The sequence below is a fragment of the Pseudarthrobacter sp. CC12 genome, assembly GCF_039907755.1.
Classification (GTDB): Bacteria; Actinomycetota; Actinomycetes; order Actinomycetales; family Micrococcaceae; genus Arthrobacter; species Arthrobacter niigatensis.
The window spans coordinates 34,128-48,090 of the sequence record NZ_JARDJH010000005.1 but is presented as its reverse complement, the minus strand read 5'-3'; the positions used below and the strand labels follow the sequence as shown (position 1 = coordinate 48,090).

The following is a 13,963-nucleotide window of genomic DNA, read 5'->3' as shown; positions in this document are numbered from 1 at the left end:
AGTTGTTTCCGCCACTTTGGGACACTGGACAGTACGCCCATCCCGATTGAATGCGCCGTCACCAGCGATCCTGTCAACATCGCAGAATCCGCCCACTTGAGCACTCCTAACTACGTCGACCTTTTCTCTGCGGGACTACCAGATCACACCCTCCCACTGACCTTGTCCGGGGCCAGGGGCATTGCAGCGCACAGTTGAACTACGATGAGGCCCATGTTGAGACCTGGGTATTGGCTCATTGGGCGGCCCTTGTTAGCTGACCGCCGCCCGGTCGACTTCGGTTCCTCACGCAGGCCGCCCCGTCTAAGACGATCATCCGTTTGGCTCGACGGTGATTTTGATCCGTCGGGCCCTCTCCTCCGCCGAGGCCTTGAACGCGCACAGCAGACCGAAACGACACGTCTTGCTGGCCCAGTTTGCGTTAGCCCGATACACGGCGCAGCTGCGGTCGTTTCACGTGAAACAGTACAACCGCACTGCGCTAATACTCATAGCCGCTCTCGCCACAGCTATGGCCTTTGAGCTTGCATCGATGCGGTGGACACGTCCGGCCAATCGAAGGACCAGAATGCCACGCAGGGAGCACTTGGCACATGTCCTAGAGGGAGATAAATTCGCTCGCCATGACGCAGATCCACGTCAGCATCGGTCGGGCTCAGCTGTTTCACGTGAAACACTTGTCCTGGCAGTACGGAGCCCTACTTGAACACGCGTTTCACGTGAAACATCCAAGCAGCCGGCTTTCACCGGGCGTAGGTAGAACCAGTGCAGCCAGCCAACTCGACATGGAGTCGATAAGATCCAATGTCGGCGCACCAAATGACTATCCGCTGAGCCGCCTTGAGCCGCCTGTGATGTGATTTCTGCGGGGGATGACTCTTGTCGTGGTGCAACAGCCCAAACGTGACCCTTCGGGAAATTGGAGCTGACGCGCGCGACGATGTCGGGACAACGCAGTGAAGAGGAGACCTCTACGTATCACTCAGCAGTTTGCCAGTCAGGTCCCTTGTTCTCATCAGTGAACTGGAGACACCTCGGCTGACCACTACCGCAGAGTCTCTACCAGTCATCGCTTCATGGAGATTAGCGAATTCGAACCCATCTACTGCGTCTGCGTTCCTTGGTCGCCCGTTATGCCGGCCGCCCCGCCAGTGCCCTAACGTCAGTGGCACGGGTTTCTTCAGTACGGTAGAGAGATTGAAGTAGTGATACGCGTACGACGGTCCACCGGACCCCACGTCCCTCACTGACAAATCTGCTGAGGTGTTTGAGCGAAAAGTCGGTCGTCTTCGCACGGCGCTGAAGGGTCATCCAACAACCTGTGCGTCGTACCTACAGATAATGATAGAAAATGCCATGACAATCCCTGGCCGAACGACTTGTGAGGAGTCCCAGGCGCCTGTTTCACGTGAAACTATCGGACGCTCCATGAAGGTTCTGACCTAAGAGACTACGCAGTTGGCCGGACCTGCTGAACTCGCATGAGCATCTCAAATCGGAAAATACTTACTCAAAGCTGCTAATCTGCCATCGCATCGTAATTGGGAAGTGCCGGAATGACACGGAAACGTTGTCCGCTATTAGTTGGCGCGTTCTTCCGCTTCACTACCCGGACGGTGTCAGGCTATGGGCCCAGTGTTTTCTTTTTTTACGCCAACGGACATACGAAAATTAAGTTGCTTCAGGACACCCGGGCGGTAGAAGCGCCCAGTGGACAAGAAAAGGCCCGATTCTCAAGGAACCGGGCCCTTTCATGTAGGCAGTTATTTGAGCCAGTTAGTTATTTGAGCCAGGAGCTAAAACGTCCATAATGCGGTTCAAATCTTCAACGCTTGCAAACTCAATGCTGACCTTGCCCTTGCGGACTCCCAATGAGATCTTGACGTTGGTGTCCAGACGGTCGGAGAGCGAGGAAGCGAGATAGTCGAGGCGCTCGTGCCTGGCGCCGGGGCGGGGGATGTTGTTCTTGGCCGGCTTTGCAGGATCCTGGTACAGGGTGACTGCTTCTTCCGTCGCCCGGACAGACATGCCTTCGGCAACGATCTTTTGGGCAAGCCGTTCCATTGCCGCCGCGTCAGGCAGGGAAAGCAGCGCCCTGGCATGGCCCGCTGACAGTACACCGGCAGCGACGCGGCGCTGCACCAGCGGCGGAAGCTTCAGGAGCCGCAGGGTGTTGGACACCTGCGGCCGGGAACGCCCAATGCGGTCTGCAAGCTGCTCGTGGGTGGTACCAAAGTCCTCCAGGAGCTGCTGGTACGCCGCCGCCTCTTCCAGGGGGTTCAGCTGGCTGCGGTGGAGGTTCTCCAGCAGTGCGTCACGCAGGAGGTCGTCATCTGTCGTGTCCCGGATGATCGCTGGGATGGTATCGAGGCCTGCCGCCTGCACTGCGCGCCAGCGGCGTTCACCCATGACCAGTTCGTAAGGTTCGCTACCATCTTCGGTTGATGTGCGAACCACGATAGGCTGGAGGACGCCAATCTCGCGTACTGAGTGCACAAGCTCGGCCATGTCATCTTCATCGAAGACGCTGCGTGGCTGCTTCCGGTTGGGGTGAATGTCAGCAACGGAAATTTCCGCGAAGCGGGCGCCGGGAACCTCAACGAGTTCAACCCCCGAGTCCGCTCCGGTGTCCACGGCATTGGGTTTAGCGGCAGAAACCGTTACAGCAGCATCTTCATCCTCCGGGGCGGGCCCGGCAGGCGTTCCAGCCGAAGGGAGGGCAGCGTCTGCAGCCGACTTGGACCCCCCACGGGGAGCCTTCCTGGCCGGCTGCTCTTTCGCGGCCGACGTATCGGTACTGGCATCAGCATTGGTTTCCCCAGCACCACCCTTACCGGCAGGGGACTTCGCGTCCGCTGGTTTAGCCGGCGACCGGCGAGCAGGGGCTGTCGATGCCGTGTCCTTGTCCGCCTTGGCTTCAGCACGTGCTGCGGGCTGGTCCAGGGGTTCGGTCTTTTTCCGACCCTCGGGGAAGAAGAGATCCACCGGCCGGGATACCGCCCCGCCGTTACCGGAAGACCCATTGGCTGCGGCGGAACTAGGAATCAGCGCGCCAAGACCGCGGCCTAGGCCCCGTCGCTTCTCGCTCATGGGTAAATCCCTCCAGTGATAGAGCCGGGACGAGCCTGGCTCCGTGCGTTGCGGTATTGAAGATTCTAGCGTTCGGCGATTTCCGCGGCGGCTTCCAGGTAGGACAGCGCACCACTTGAGGAAGGGTCGTACGTCATGACCGTCTGCTGATAGCTGGGCGCCTCAGAAATCCGCACGGAGCGGGGAACGACGGCCGAGAGGACCTGGTCGGGGAAGTGCTGGCGCACCTCCGCGGCTACCTGGGCGGCCAGATTGGTGCGGCCGTCATACATGGTGAGCAGGATGGTCGAGACAACAAGATCGGCATTGAGGTGCTTCTGGATCATCTCAATGTTCTTGAGGAGTTGGCTGAGGCCTTCCAGGGCGTAGTACTCGCACTGAATAGGAATCAGGACCTCATTGGCTGCACAGAAGGCATTGACCGTCAGCAGGCCCAGGCTCGGCGGGCAGTCAATGAAAACGTAGTCAAGCCGTTCTTCGCCGTTCTTCTCGCGTGCCTTGGCGTAGACGTCGATGGCGCGGCGCAGGCGCTGTTCACGCGCTACAAGGGATACAAGTTCAATTTCGGCGCCGGCAAGGTGGATCGTGGCGGGTGCGCAGATGAGCTTTCCGATGTCCGGGCAGGGGGCCACCACATCAGCCAGCGGGACGTCGTTGATCAGCACGTCGTAGATGCTGTCCACATCCGCGTGGTGCTCGATGCCCAACGCGGTGGAAGCATTGCCCTGCGGATCAATATCGATCACCAGGACATTCAGCCCGGCAGCAGCAAGGGCAGCGGCGATGTTCACCGTCGTGGTGGTCTTGCCTACTCCGCCCTTCTGGTTGGAGACGGTAAAGATCCGCGTCTTTTCCGGGCGGGGGAGCTTCCGGCCCACCAAACGCTCACGCCGTTTGGTTTCATGGGCAAGATCGCGTGCGATGGGACTCGAGTCATCAATGGCATCAATAACGTTGGAACGACCGGCAGAGGTTGTTTCACGTGAAACTGCACTGCTGGAAGCGGACGAAACAACCGGCTTTGGATGATTACCACCACGGCCGGGAGCCATTGCGATGCCCGCAAGCCCTGACCCAGCGACAGAACGTGCCGACCCCAAGGACACAAACGGTGGGATCCGTTGTGCGGAGGCTTCACTACTGGTCACTGGGGCACACTCACTCTCGTTCAGCCAATTTTGCTGCCGTTGTCTAGCCTAACTGCTCCGGCCTGCTGACAGCCGTCAGCGGGCCCGCATTAGGACTTCTTTTGGGACTTGTTCACCACGATGCGCACAACCGTCGTCGGCTCCTCCAGGAGGTTGTCACCTACGGTCAGCACTGACGTCTCAACGCCACCCAGCTTACGGATGGTCTTGGCCGCCTTCTCGATTTCCTCGCCCGCGCTGCGGCCCTTGATGGCCACCACTTCGCCGTGCCCTCCCAGCAGTGGGATTGTCAGACCGGCGAGGTTGGTCAACGCAGATACGGCGCGCGCAGTCACAACGTCAGCCTCCAGATGCCCAACAGCGAGTTCGGCACGGGTGCGCATCACCGTGACATTGCCCAGGCCGAGGTCATCGACAACTTCCTGAAGCCAGATAACCCTGCGCTCCAGCGGTTCGATAAGGGTGAGCTCAAGATCGGGACGCGCAATGGCAAGGCAAAGGCCCGGCAGGCCGGCACCGCTCCCGACGTCGGCCACATGGCTTCCGTGCGCAATCTCGCTTTCGATGACTGCGCAGTTGAGCACGTGGCGGCTCCACAGCCTGGGCACCTCGCGTGGTCCGATTAGGCCCCGCTCGGTACCGGACGTGGCCAGGTGCTCCACGTACCGCTTTGCCAGCTCCAGGCGATCGCCGAAGATCTTCTCAGCAGCGCGCAGCTCTGCCGCCGTGATGTCAACCATAACTATTGGTCCGGCATTCACTAGTCTGCGGAAACGACGATGTGGCGTCCGGCGCCCTCGCCCTCGGACTCGCTGACCAGGCCGAGGTCAGCCACGGCGTCGTGCACGATCTTCCGTTCGTAGGCGCTCATTGGCTCCAGGGCCACCGACTTGCCGGATTCCTTTACGGAAGCTGCTGCGTCCTCGGCGATCTTCTGCAGGTGCCCGGTGCGTTCCTGCCGGTAGCCGTTGATGTCCAGCACAAGCCGTGAACGGTTCTCTGTTGCAGACAGCACTGCCAGGCGGGTGAGTTCCTGCAGGGCTTCCAGGACTTCACCGTCTTCGCCGACCAGGCTTTCGAGCCCTTCGGTCTCCTCTTCGGCAACGATGGAGATGTAGGTCCGTCCATTGCGGACCTCGATGTCGATGTCGCCGTCGATGTCGGCGATATCCAGCAGTTCCTCCAGGTAGTCGGCGGCGACGTCCCCCTCTTCCTCGAGGCGGCTGGCGGCGGAACCCTTGGCGGTGGAATCATCCTGGCCCACGGACTCGTCCTGATCTTCGATCTCTTCAGAAAGGGCGTGCTCGGTGCTCTCGGCTGACATTACTTCTTCTTCCTGTTCTTGCGCTGGGGCTGGACACGCTGTCCCTTGATCTCAACTGCGGCGGCTGCGGCATCGTCGGCTGCCTCATCCCGCTTCCCGCTCAGGACGGACAGAGCCGGCAGGCCCTTGGCGGCACGGCGCTCGGCGAGGGCCTTCGCGGCGGGGGAACCCGGCGTCGGCATCCGGCGGATAACAAAGAACTGCTGGCCCATGGTCCAGAGGTTGGTGGTGGTCCAGTAGATCAGGACGCCGATGGGGAAGTTGATGCCACCCACGCCGAAGACGATAGGCAGGATGTAGAGCATCATCTTCTGCTGCCGCATGAACGGGCTGGCCATGGCTTCTTCGGACATGTTCTTGGCCATGATCTGCTTCTGCGTGATGAACTGCGAAGCCGTCATGGCCAGGATCATCACGATGGAAAGGATCCACACAGAGGCCTGGTTGCCGCTTCCTCCGCCATGCAGCAGGGAGGCAGACAGGGGGGCCCCGAAAATGCTTGAGGCGTCGAATTCCACAACCTGCTCATGGCTCATCGCGCCGATGCCGGCGCCCTGGTCCTTGGCCTGCGAAATGCCGGAGAGCACCTGGAAGAGGGCGAAGAAGAACGGCATCTGGATCAGCATGGGAAGACACGCCGAGAACGGGTTGGTCCCATGCTTCTTGTACATGGCCATCTGTTCCTGGGCCATGGCCTGGCGGGACAGCTGGTCCGTCTTGCCCTTGTACTTGTCCTGCAGCTTCTTCAAGTCCGGCTGCAGCAGCTGCATGCCGCGCTGGGCCTTGATCTGCTTGACGAATACCGGGATCAGGGCTGCACGGATCACCAGCACCAGTCCGATGATGGACAGAGTCCAGGTCCAGCCGTTGGCGGCGGGCATCCCGATGGCGCTCAAGCCGTCGTGGAACCCGATCATGATGATGGAAACCAGCCACTTGAACGGGGCCATGATTGTTCCAAAGAAGTCCATACTTATCCCTATTCGTCAGGCCGCACTGCGGCCTTCTTCATCAGTCCGAGCAACCAGGTACCTGTCCGGATTGTTCAGCACAACAATTGTGGGGGTCTGGCCCGCGGGCCATTCCCGGCCGCCGGCGGGGACATGGTCCACTCCGCCGGCATTCCATGGGTGGCAGTGGCCAAGGCGCCGCGCTGCGAGCCAGCTTCCCTTGACGGCACCGTGGACGGTGACCGCTTCCAGGGCATAGGCGGAACATGACGGGAAGAACCGGCAGACCGGGCCGTACAAGGGAGAAACCACCTTGCGGTAGGCCATCAGCAAAAGAATGAGGATGTTCCGGGGCAGGTTCCAGAGGAACCTGCCGGCAACGGCGACCACGGTGCGGAGACGGGCGACGACGGCGGTGGCGTTAGGCACGCGGTGTCCCCTCCTGTGTTGTACCGGCTGAACCCCTGACGGCAGCCCGCGAAGGACGGCCGGCCAGCCGGTTCAGCGTAGATTCCAGTGCAGCGTTGTAGTCCGACAGCAGCTGGTCCCAGCTGGCCGAGGCGGACGCAGGAAGCGCCCGCACGACGATGGCGAGTCCTGTACCGTGCTCGCGCAACGACGCAGCACCCGCTTCTCTCAGTCTCCTCTTAACGAGGTTCCTGACCACAGCGTTCCCTACACTCTTGGAAACAATGAACCCGATCCGGCTGGGTTCGTCAGCAGCAATGGCTGCCGCATATAACACTACGTTCCGGCGTCCATTGCGGACACCGGAACGTACAGTTGTTGAAAAATCGGTTGGGGTCCTCAAGCGGTTGCGGGCGGCCAGCACCTTAAACTCGCAAGGGAATGTCTACCGACAAGCCAGTTATTTAGGCCGACAGTTCGGTGCGGCCCTTGCCACGACGGGCTGCCAGGATGGCACGGCCGGCACGGGTACGCATACGAAGGCGGAAGCCGTGCTTCTTGGCTCGACGGCGGTTATTCGGCTGAAAAGTCCGCTTGCTCACGTTAGTTACTCCAGTGGATCAAAGGTGCGCCCACCCGATCAGTAAGGGGAAGAACTGGCCGACGCTAAGTTTTGTATATGCACGCTTCCCCCGACTGCCCAGACGCACTGCGCCTGGATGTTCAGATGGGGCCCAAAAAGCGGACACAAAGGACTTCACAACGTTAGGGCAATTTGCAGGCCCGAGTCAAACCGGAGCGGTCCCGTACGGCCGTCCCCAGCTGTTGCTAAGTATCCCCAACAGCCTGTGGATGAAGTGGCTCACAGAGGCACTTCCGGAACCACAACCGTGTAATTATCCACAGCCAGATAGCCAGCTATCTTCTAGGCTTTTCATCACCTAGAGTGTCCCAGTAGCCGATTATCCACGGACTGTGCATAACCCTGTGGATGAAGCTGGGCCAGCACCCTGGTTCCGGACTTGGGGCTGCAGGCAATGCAGGCATAGCAAGTTTTGAGGGAACCGATTGATGACAGTAGACGAAGCCAACCACGCCAATACTGTCGGAAGTTCCTGGCGAAGGGTTGTCAGCCTGCTGGAACAGGACCACCGGGTATCACCGCGCCAGCGTGGCTTTGTCATCCTTGCCCAGGCGCAGGGCCTGATCGGTTCCACGCTCCTGGTGGCCGTCCCCAACGAACTAACCCGCGAAGTGCTTCAGACCCAGGTCAAGGAAGCCCTTGACGATGCGCTCCATAACGTTTTTTCCGAAGACATCCGCTGCGCCATCGACGTGGACACCGATCTGGTGCCCATCCACGAGGAGCCCGAGCCCGCCGTCGAACCTGCTTTCGCGCCGGACCAGGTCATCGAGCAGAAGCCGCAGCCTATGCTCCCCAGCACGTCGCACGAGTTCGGCCGGCTGAACCCCAAGTACGTCTTTGACACCTTCGTGATTGGTTCCTCGAACCGGTTCGCCCACGCCGCCGCCGTCGCTGTTGCCGAAGCGCCCGCCAAGGCCTACAACCCGCTCTTCATCTACGGTGATTCGGGCCTGGGCAAGACCCACCTCCTGCATGCGATCGGCCATTATGCCCGGCGCCTCTACAGCGGGATCCGGGTCCGCTACGTAAATTCGGAAGAATTCACCAACGACTTCATCAACTCGATCCGCGATGACGAGGGCACCAGCTTCAAGACGACGTACCGCAACGTCGACGTCCTGCTGATCGATGACATCCAGTTCCTGGCCGGCAAGGACCGGACGCTGGAGGAGTTCTTCCACACCTTCAACGCCCTGCACAACAACAACAAGCAGGTGGTCATCACCTCTGACCAGCCGCCCAAGCTGTTGGCCGGGTTCGAGGACCGGATGAAGTCCCGCTTCGAGTGGGGCCTGCTGACGGACATCCAGCCGCCGGAACTGGAGACCCGTATCGCCATCCTCCGTAAGAAGGCGCTGAGCGAGGGACTGTCCGCCCCTGACGATGCCTTGGAGTACATCGCCTCGAAGATCTCCAGCAACATCCGAGAACTTGAGGGTGCCCTGATCCGGGTGACCGCGTTCGCCAGCCTGAACCGGCAGCCCGTGGACGTGGCCCTTGCCGAGATGGTCCTGAAGGACCTGATCACGGACGACGGCGCACAGGAGATCACGTCCGCCCAGATCCTCCAGCAGACGGCTGACTACTTCAAGCTCAGTATGGAAGAGCTCTGCAGTAAGTCCCGCACCCGGACCCTGGTGACTGCACGCCAGATCGCCATGTACCTGTGCCGGGAGCTGACGGACATGTCACTGCCCAAGATCGGACAGGAACTTGGCGGCCGCGACCACACAACCGTCATCCACGCAGACCGGAAGATCCGCGAACTCATGGCGGAGCGCCGTGTGATCTACAACCAGGTGACCGAGCTGACTAACCGGATCAAGCAGCAGCAACGCGACTCCTGAATCCACACTGCGTCCGGCACTTTATACCTTATTAACAGCGCCATGTGGATAAGCCTGTGGATACTTAAGGGGACAAGCGCGGTTAATGGGCTTAAAACCCTTAAGCCGTCTGTGGATCGTCAAAAATGGCCGTTTGCGTTGTCCCCATCCACACCCTGTTTAAAACCCACTTAACGCACAGCCGGTGAACAGGGCTTAAGCGCGGAACCATGCGGCAGGACCGGGTTATCCACAGTTTCCACAGCAGTTATTAACACTACTAATCCCAAAAAATTGAAATCCCTCAAACAACAAGAACCTTCCGCTGGCCCTTCAGGGGCCTGCCGGCCCCTGAAGGGCCGGTCCGGTCTTGCGGGGGATGGGTTAATCCCCGATCTTCCGGCTAAGCTGTCAGCAGCGCTCCCATCCCTGGGTTTTCGTGTGGTTTCTGTCTCCGCGGACCATGCACCAGCCGGGTGGCGCCCAACTACTTCCGGAGTTTCCTGCGAAATTCCCGGGTTTACATGGCAGCAGCAATGAAAGGCGGCACCCTTCCGTGAAGTTCAGAGTCGATCGGGACGTCCTGGCAGAAGCCGTCACCTGGACAGCCCGGTCGTTGTCTCCGCGACCTCCAGTGCCTGTCCTGTCCGGCCTCCTGCTGAAGGCTGAAGCCGGAACCGTCAGCCTTTCCAGCTTTGACTACGAAACCTCGGCGCGCCTTGAGATCACAGCCGACATCAGGGATGAAGGCACCATCCTGGTATCCGGACGCCTCTTGGCTGATATCTGCCGCAGCCTGCCGTCGGCCCCGGTGGACGTGGAGACTGACGGCAACAAAGTCACCCTCACCTGCCGCCGGAGCAGCTTCCACCTGGCCACCATGCCGGAAGCTGAATACCCGCCACTTCCGTCCCTGCCGGCCATCAGCGGAACCGTCCCGGGTGATGCCTTTGCCCAGGCTGTCTCCCAGGTGATCATCGCGGCGAGCAAGGACGACACCCTCCCCATCCTCACCGGCGTACGGATGGAGATCGAAGACGACCTGATCACGCTCCTGGCCACCGACCGCTACCGGCTCGCAATGCGCGAAGTACCGTGGAAGCCCGTTACTCCCGGGATCTCCACCAGCGCCCTGGTCAAGGCCAAAACCCTCAACGAAGTAGCCAAAACGCTTGGTAACAGCGGCGACATCAACCTCGCCCTGTCCGACGACGACAGCCGCCTGATCGGTTTCGAGAGCGGCGGCCGAACCACCACTTCATTGCTGGTGGATGGCGACTACCCCAAGATCCGGTCGCTGTTCCCTGAGTCCACCCCGATCCACGCCACGGTGCAGACCCAGGAACTCGTTGAGGCCGTCCGCCGTGTATCCCTGGTGGCCGAGCGCAACACCCCGGTCCGCCTTGCCTTCACCGACGGCCTGCTGAACCTTGATGCCGGGACGGGAGAAGACGCCCAGGCATCGGAAGAGCTGGAGGCGCAGTTGTCCGGCGAGGACATCACGGTTGCCTTCAACCCGCATTACCTGATCGAGGGGCTCAGCGTGATCGAAACCAAGTTCGTCCGGTTCTCCTTCACCACGGCGCCCAAACCTGCCATGATCACGGCACAGGCAGACGCTGACGGCGAAGACCAGGACGACTACCGCTACCTGGTCATGCCGGTGCGGCTTCCCAACTAGTCCCCACCCATCGGCTCCCAGCCTTCCCCAGCTCAGGCCCGCCCCCACCGCCGCCACACACCAGCGCAGAAATGAGATCCACCATGCATATTGGACTGATCGGCCTCGGCAAAATGGGATTCAACATGCGTGAGCGCCTGCGCAAGGGCGGCGTGGAAGTCACCGGTTACGACCGCAACCCGGACGTAACCGATGCCGCCAGCGTCGAGGAGCTGATCGCCACCGTTCCGGCGCCAAGGATCATCTGGGTGATGGTGCCCTCGGGGCCCATCACGGACGCCGTTATCACCGAGCTCAGTGAAAAGCTGGAACCGGGCGACCTGGTTATCGACGGAGGTAACTCCAGGTTTACCGAGGACCAGAAGCATGGCGAGCTCCTTGCCGCCAAAGACATTCGTTTCGCTGACTGCGGTGTCTCGGGCGGAGTCTGGGGCTTGCAGAACGGGTACGGACTGATGGCCGGCGGGGACGCCGCAGACATCGAACGTGCCCTGCCGGTCTTCGACGCATTGCGCCCCGAAGGTGAGCGGGCGGACAGCTTTGTCCACGTCGGCGGCATTGGTGCCGGCCATTACGCCAAGATGGTCCACAACGGGATCGAGTACGGCCTGATGCAGGCGTACGCCGAAGGCTACGAACTGCTTGCAGCCAAGGACATCGTCACCGACCTTCCCGGCACGTTCCGGGCATGGCAAAAAGGCACCGTTGTCCGGTCATGGCTCCTGGACCTCATGGTCAAGGCACTTGACGAGGACCCCGGCCTGGCCTCGATTGACGACTACGTGGAAGACTCCGGTGAAGGTCGTTGGACCGTTGAGGAAGCCATCGCCAACGCAGTTCCCGCTCCGGCTATTACAGCCGCATTGTTCGCCCGGTTTGCCTCCCGGGAGGACACCTCGCCAGCCATGAAGATGGTTTCCGCGCTGCGCCACCAGTTCGGTGGCCACGCTACCCGTCCCGCCAAGTAGCACCCACCGGGAACCAGCAGAGTTCCCAGAATTGCCGAAAACCGCGTGTATCTGGAATACCTTTCACTGACCGACTTCCGCAGTTACGCCCAGGTGGATCTCGCCCTGGAACCCGGCGTCACCGTCCTGGTGGGATACAACGGCATCGGCAAGACCAACCTGATGGAGGCCATCGGTTACCTGGCCACGCTCAGTTCGCACCGGGTCAGCTCCGATGCGCCCCTGCTGAGGTTCGGCACGGAACGCGCATTGGTCCGCGCGCGGCTGGTCCGCGGCACGCAGACGACGGTCCTTGAGCTGGAAATCAACGCCAGCCGGGCAAACCGCGGGCGTATCAACCGCAGTAATCCGGTGCGTGCCCGTGACCTGGTGGGCATCTGCCAGACAGTACTCTTCGCTCCGGAAGATTTGGCGTTGGTGAAGGGAGATCCGTCCAACCGCCGCCGGTTCCTGGACGAGCTGCTGGCGAGCCTCATCCCGCACCACGCGGCCACCCGCAGTGACTACGACCGGGTGCTGAAGCAGCGCAACGCCCTGCTCAAGTCCGCGCGGGCCGGAAGGTTCACCTCCGCGCATGAATCCACGCTCGAGGTGTGGGACCAGCACATGGCCAGGGCCGGAGCGGAATTGCTGCACGCCCGGCTGGAGCTGGTGGAAAGGCTGCGCCCACACCTCGCCCGTGCCTACGCCGAACTTACGGATGCGTCCAAGCCGGCGGACGCCACCTACCGGTCAACGCTGCAGAACCAGATGGACGACGACGGCGTTCCGGCCGGAAGTTCCCAGCGCGCCACGCCGGGAGGTTCTTCAGACGGCCCCGACGATCTCCGCCTTCTCTCCGTGGACCAACTCACGGAACGCTACATCCAGGCATTCGCGGAATCCCGCAAGAAGGAACTGGAACGCGGCATCTCCCTGGTCGGCCCGCACCGTGACGATTTGGAACTGATGCTCGGGCAAGCCCCCGCCAAGGGGTATGCCTCGCATGGTGAAACCTGGTCCATGTGCCTGTCCCTGCGCCTGGCCTCGTACTACGTCATGCTGGACGATGCCCGCACGGGCGGTTCCGCTCCCATCCTCATCCTTGACGACGTCTTTGCCGAACTCGACGTCCAGCGCAGGCGTAAACTGGCCGCAATAGTCTCCGGCGCGGAACAGGTCCTGGTGACCGCCGCCGTCGACGCCGATATTCCGGAAGAGCTGTCCGGACGGCGGGTGAAGGTAGTCCCGGGAGGTATCGATGAACAGTGAGCAGGGCGGCGGGCTGCAGCCCGGCCGGGAGCCTGACGACATCGATGCCCCGCAGGCTGCACTGAACCGGATGCGTGAAGCCGCGGCCGCACGCGGTGAAGTCCGCCGGAAAGTGGCGCGGCCTGGCGCACCGAAAACCAAGGGCAGTATCCGGGACACCCGCGGCTTCAGCCAGTTCCACGCCACCGGGCGGGATCCCCTGGGCCTGGGAAAGGTGGTTGGCCGGCTGGTGGCGGAGCGCGGCTGGACGTCACCTGTGGCCGTTGGTTCGGTCATGGCAGAGTGGGCAACCCTGGTGGGACCGGAAATCTCCTCCCACTGCACTCCGGAGAGTTTTACCGACACCACCCTCCACGTGCGGTGTGATTCCACGGCGTGGGCCACCCAGCTTCGGCTCCTCAGCACCAGCCTGCTTGATAAGTTCCGCCGGGAACTGGGCGAAGGGGTGGTTACCAAAATCCAGGTCCTCGGACCGTCGGCACCAAGCTGGCGCAAGGGTGGACGCAGTGTCCAGGGCCGTGGTCCGCGGGACACTTACGGATAGCCGGGGCGGCAACTCTTGAAACTGCGCGCAAGGGTGTGTAGGGCGCTGTAAGGACCATTGCGTGTATAGGCACCCGGAGGGCGTACCGCTGGGCCGCCCTAGGCGCGGCCAAGAGCCTCGCACAGCC

13 protein-coding genes are annotated in these 13,963 nt (G+C 61.4%); 5 read left to right on the top strand and 8 right to left on the bottom strand.

The features are described from left to right. Positions 1-1,776: 1,776 nt before the first annotated feature. From PV772_RS05825 to rpmH, 8 genes are all read right to left on the bottom strand, one after another. Positions 1,777-3,090 carry a ParB/RepB/Spo0J family partition protein gene (locus PV772_RS05825; RefSeq protein WP_347885606.1) on the bottom strand — a complete coding sequence of 438 codons (1,314 nt, stop codon included), beginning with the start codon at positions 3,088-3,090 and terminating at the stop codon, positions 1,777-1,779. Between the two features lie 65 nt (positions 3,091-3,155). Further along, entirely contained in the window at positions 3,156-4,238 is a 1,083-nt protein-coding gene (locus PV772_RS05820) for a ParA family protein (protein WP_347885605.1), read from the bottom strand. An 89-nt stretch (positions 4,239-4,327) separates the two neighbouring features. Continuing rightward, the gene (rsmG, locus tag PV772_RS05815) at positions 4,328-4,978 is read right to left on the bottom strand and encodes a 16S rRNA (guanine(527)-N(7))-methyltransferase RsmG (RefSeq protein ID WP_347885604.1); all 651 of its coding nucleotides are present in this window, start codon (positions 4,976-4,978) and stop codon (positions 4,328-4,330) included. Positions 4,979-4,998: 20 nt separating this feature from the next. Further along, on the bottom strand, positions 4,999-5,562 hold the full coding sequence (locus tag PV772_RS05810; protein ID WP_141158807.1) for a R3H domain-containing nucleic acid-binding protein: 564 nt from the start codon (positions 5,560-5,562) through the stop codon (positions 4,999-5,001). Continuing rightward, positions 5,562-6,533, bottom strand: a complete 972-nt coding sequence (gene yidC, locus PV772_RS05805; protein WP_307362225.1) for a membrane protein insertase YidC — start codon at positions 6,531-6,533, stop codon at positions 5,562-5,564. Before yidC ends, PV772_RS05810 begins: the two co-directional genes overlap by 1 nt. 15 nt (positions 6,534-6,548) lie before the next feature. Continuing rightward, on the bottom strand, positions 6,549-6,941 hold the full coding sequence (gene yidD, locus PV772_RS05800) for a membrane protein insertion efficiency factor YidD (RefSeq protein WP_347885603.1): 393 nt from the start codon (positions 6,939-6,941) through the stop codon (positions 6,549-6,551). Continuing rightward, complete coding sequence (gene rnpA / locus PV772_RS05795) at positions 6,934-7,344, bottom strand: ribonuclease P protein component (RefSeq protein ID WP_347885602.1); 411 nt, start codon at positions 7,342-7,344, stop codon at positions 6,934-6,936. The genes yidD and rnpA overlap by 8 nt, the downstream gene beginning before the upstream one ends. Positions 7,345-7,384: 40 nt before the next feature. Continuing rightward, on the bottom strand, positions 7,385-7,522 hold the full coding sequence (gene rpmH, locus PV772_RS05790) for a 50S ribosomal protein L34 (RefSeq protein WP_003800212.1): 138 nt from the start codon (positions 7,520-7,522) through the stop codon (positions 7,385-7,387). Positions 7,523-7,991: 469 nt separating this feature from the next. Here rpmH and dnaA point away from each other — a divergent pair, with 469 nt between their 5' ends. The 5 genes from dnaA (at position 7,992) to PV772_RS05765 (ending at position 13,836) form a co-directional block, all read left to right on the top strand. After that, complete coding sequence (dnaA, locus tag PV772_RS05785; RefSeq protein WP_141158803.1) at positions 7,992-9,413, top strand: chromosomal replication initiator protein DnaA; 1,422 nt, start codon at positions 7,992-7,994, stop codon at positions 9,411-9,413. Between the two features lie 535 nt (positions 9,414-9,948). Continuing rightward, positions 9,949-11,073, top strand: a complete 1,125-nt coding sequence (gene dnaN, locus PV772_RS05780; RefSeq protein WP_141158802.1) for a DNA polymerase III subunit beta — start codon at positions 9,949-9,951, stop codon at positions 11,071-11,073. Between the two features lie 83 nt (positions 11,074-11,156). Then, positions 11,157-12,041, top strand: coding sequence for a phosphogluconate dehydrogenase (NAD(+)-dependent, decarboxylating) (gnd, locus tag PV772_RS05775; protein ID WP_141182857.1), 885 nt, complete (start codon positions 11,157-11,159; stop codon positions 12,039-12,041). A 45-nt stretch (positions 12,042-12,086) separates the two neighbouring features. After that, positions 12,087-13,292 carry a DNA replication/repair protein RecF gene (gene recF, locus PV772_RS05770; protein WP_347885601.1) on the top strand — a complete coding sequence of 402 codons (1,206 nt, stop codon included), beginning with the start codon at positions 12,087-12,089 and terminating at the stop codon, positions 13,290-13,292. Continuing rightward, a complete protein-coding gene (locus tag PV772_RS05765; RefSeq protein WP_141158799.1) occupies positions 13,282-13,836 on the top strand; it encodes a DciA family protein in 555 nt (184 codons plus the stop codon). The genes recF and PV772_RS05765 overlap by 11 nt, the downstream gene beginning before the upstream one ends. Positions 13,837-13,963 lie beyond the last annotated feature (127 nt).

What these genes read in the sequence shown, in the direction of transcription:
- PV772_RS05825 (WP_347885606.1), bottom strand. Translation starts at nt 3,090, where the DNA reads ATGAGCGAGAAGCGACGGGGCCTAGGCCGCGGTCTTGGCGCGCTGATT.
- rsmG (WP_347885604.1), bottom strand. Translation starts at nt 4,978, where the DNA reads ATGGTTGACATCACGGCGGCAGAGCTGCGCGCTGCTGAGAAGATCTTC.
- PV772_RS05810 (WP_141158807.1), bottom strand. Translation starts at nt 5,562, where the DNA reads ATGTCAGCCGAGAGCACCGAGCACGCCCTTTCTGAAGAGATCGAAGAT.
- yidC (WP_307362225.1), bottom strand. Translation starts at nt 6,533, where the DNA reads ATGGACTTCTTTGGAACAATCATGGCCCCGTTCAAGTGGCTGGTTTCC.
- dnaA (WP_141158803.1), top strand. Translation starts at nt 7,992, where the DNA reads ATGACAGTAGACGAAGCCAACCACGCCAATACTGTCGGAAGTTCCTGG.
- gnd (WP_141182857.1), top strand. Translation starts at nt 11,157, where the DNA reads ATGCATATTGGACTGATCGGCCTCGGCAAAATGGGATTCAACATGCGT.
- PV772_RS05765 (WP_141158799.1), top strand. Translation starts at nt 13,282, where the DNA reads ATGAACAGTGAGCAGGGCGGCGGGCTGCAGCCCGGCCGGGAGCCTGAC.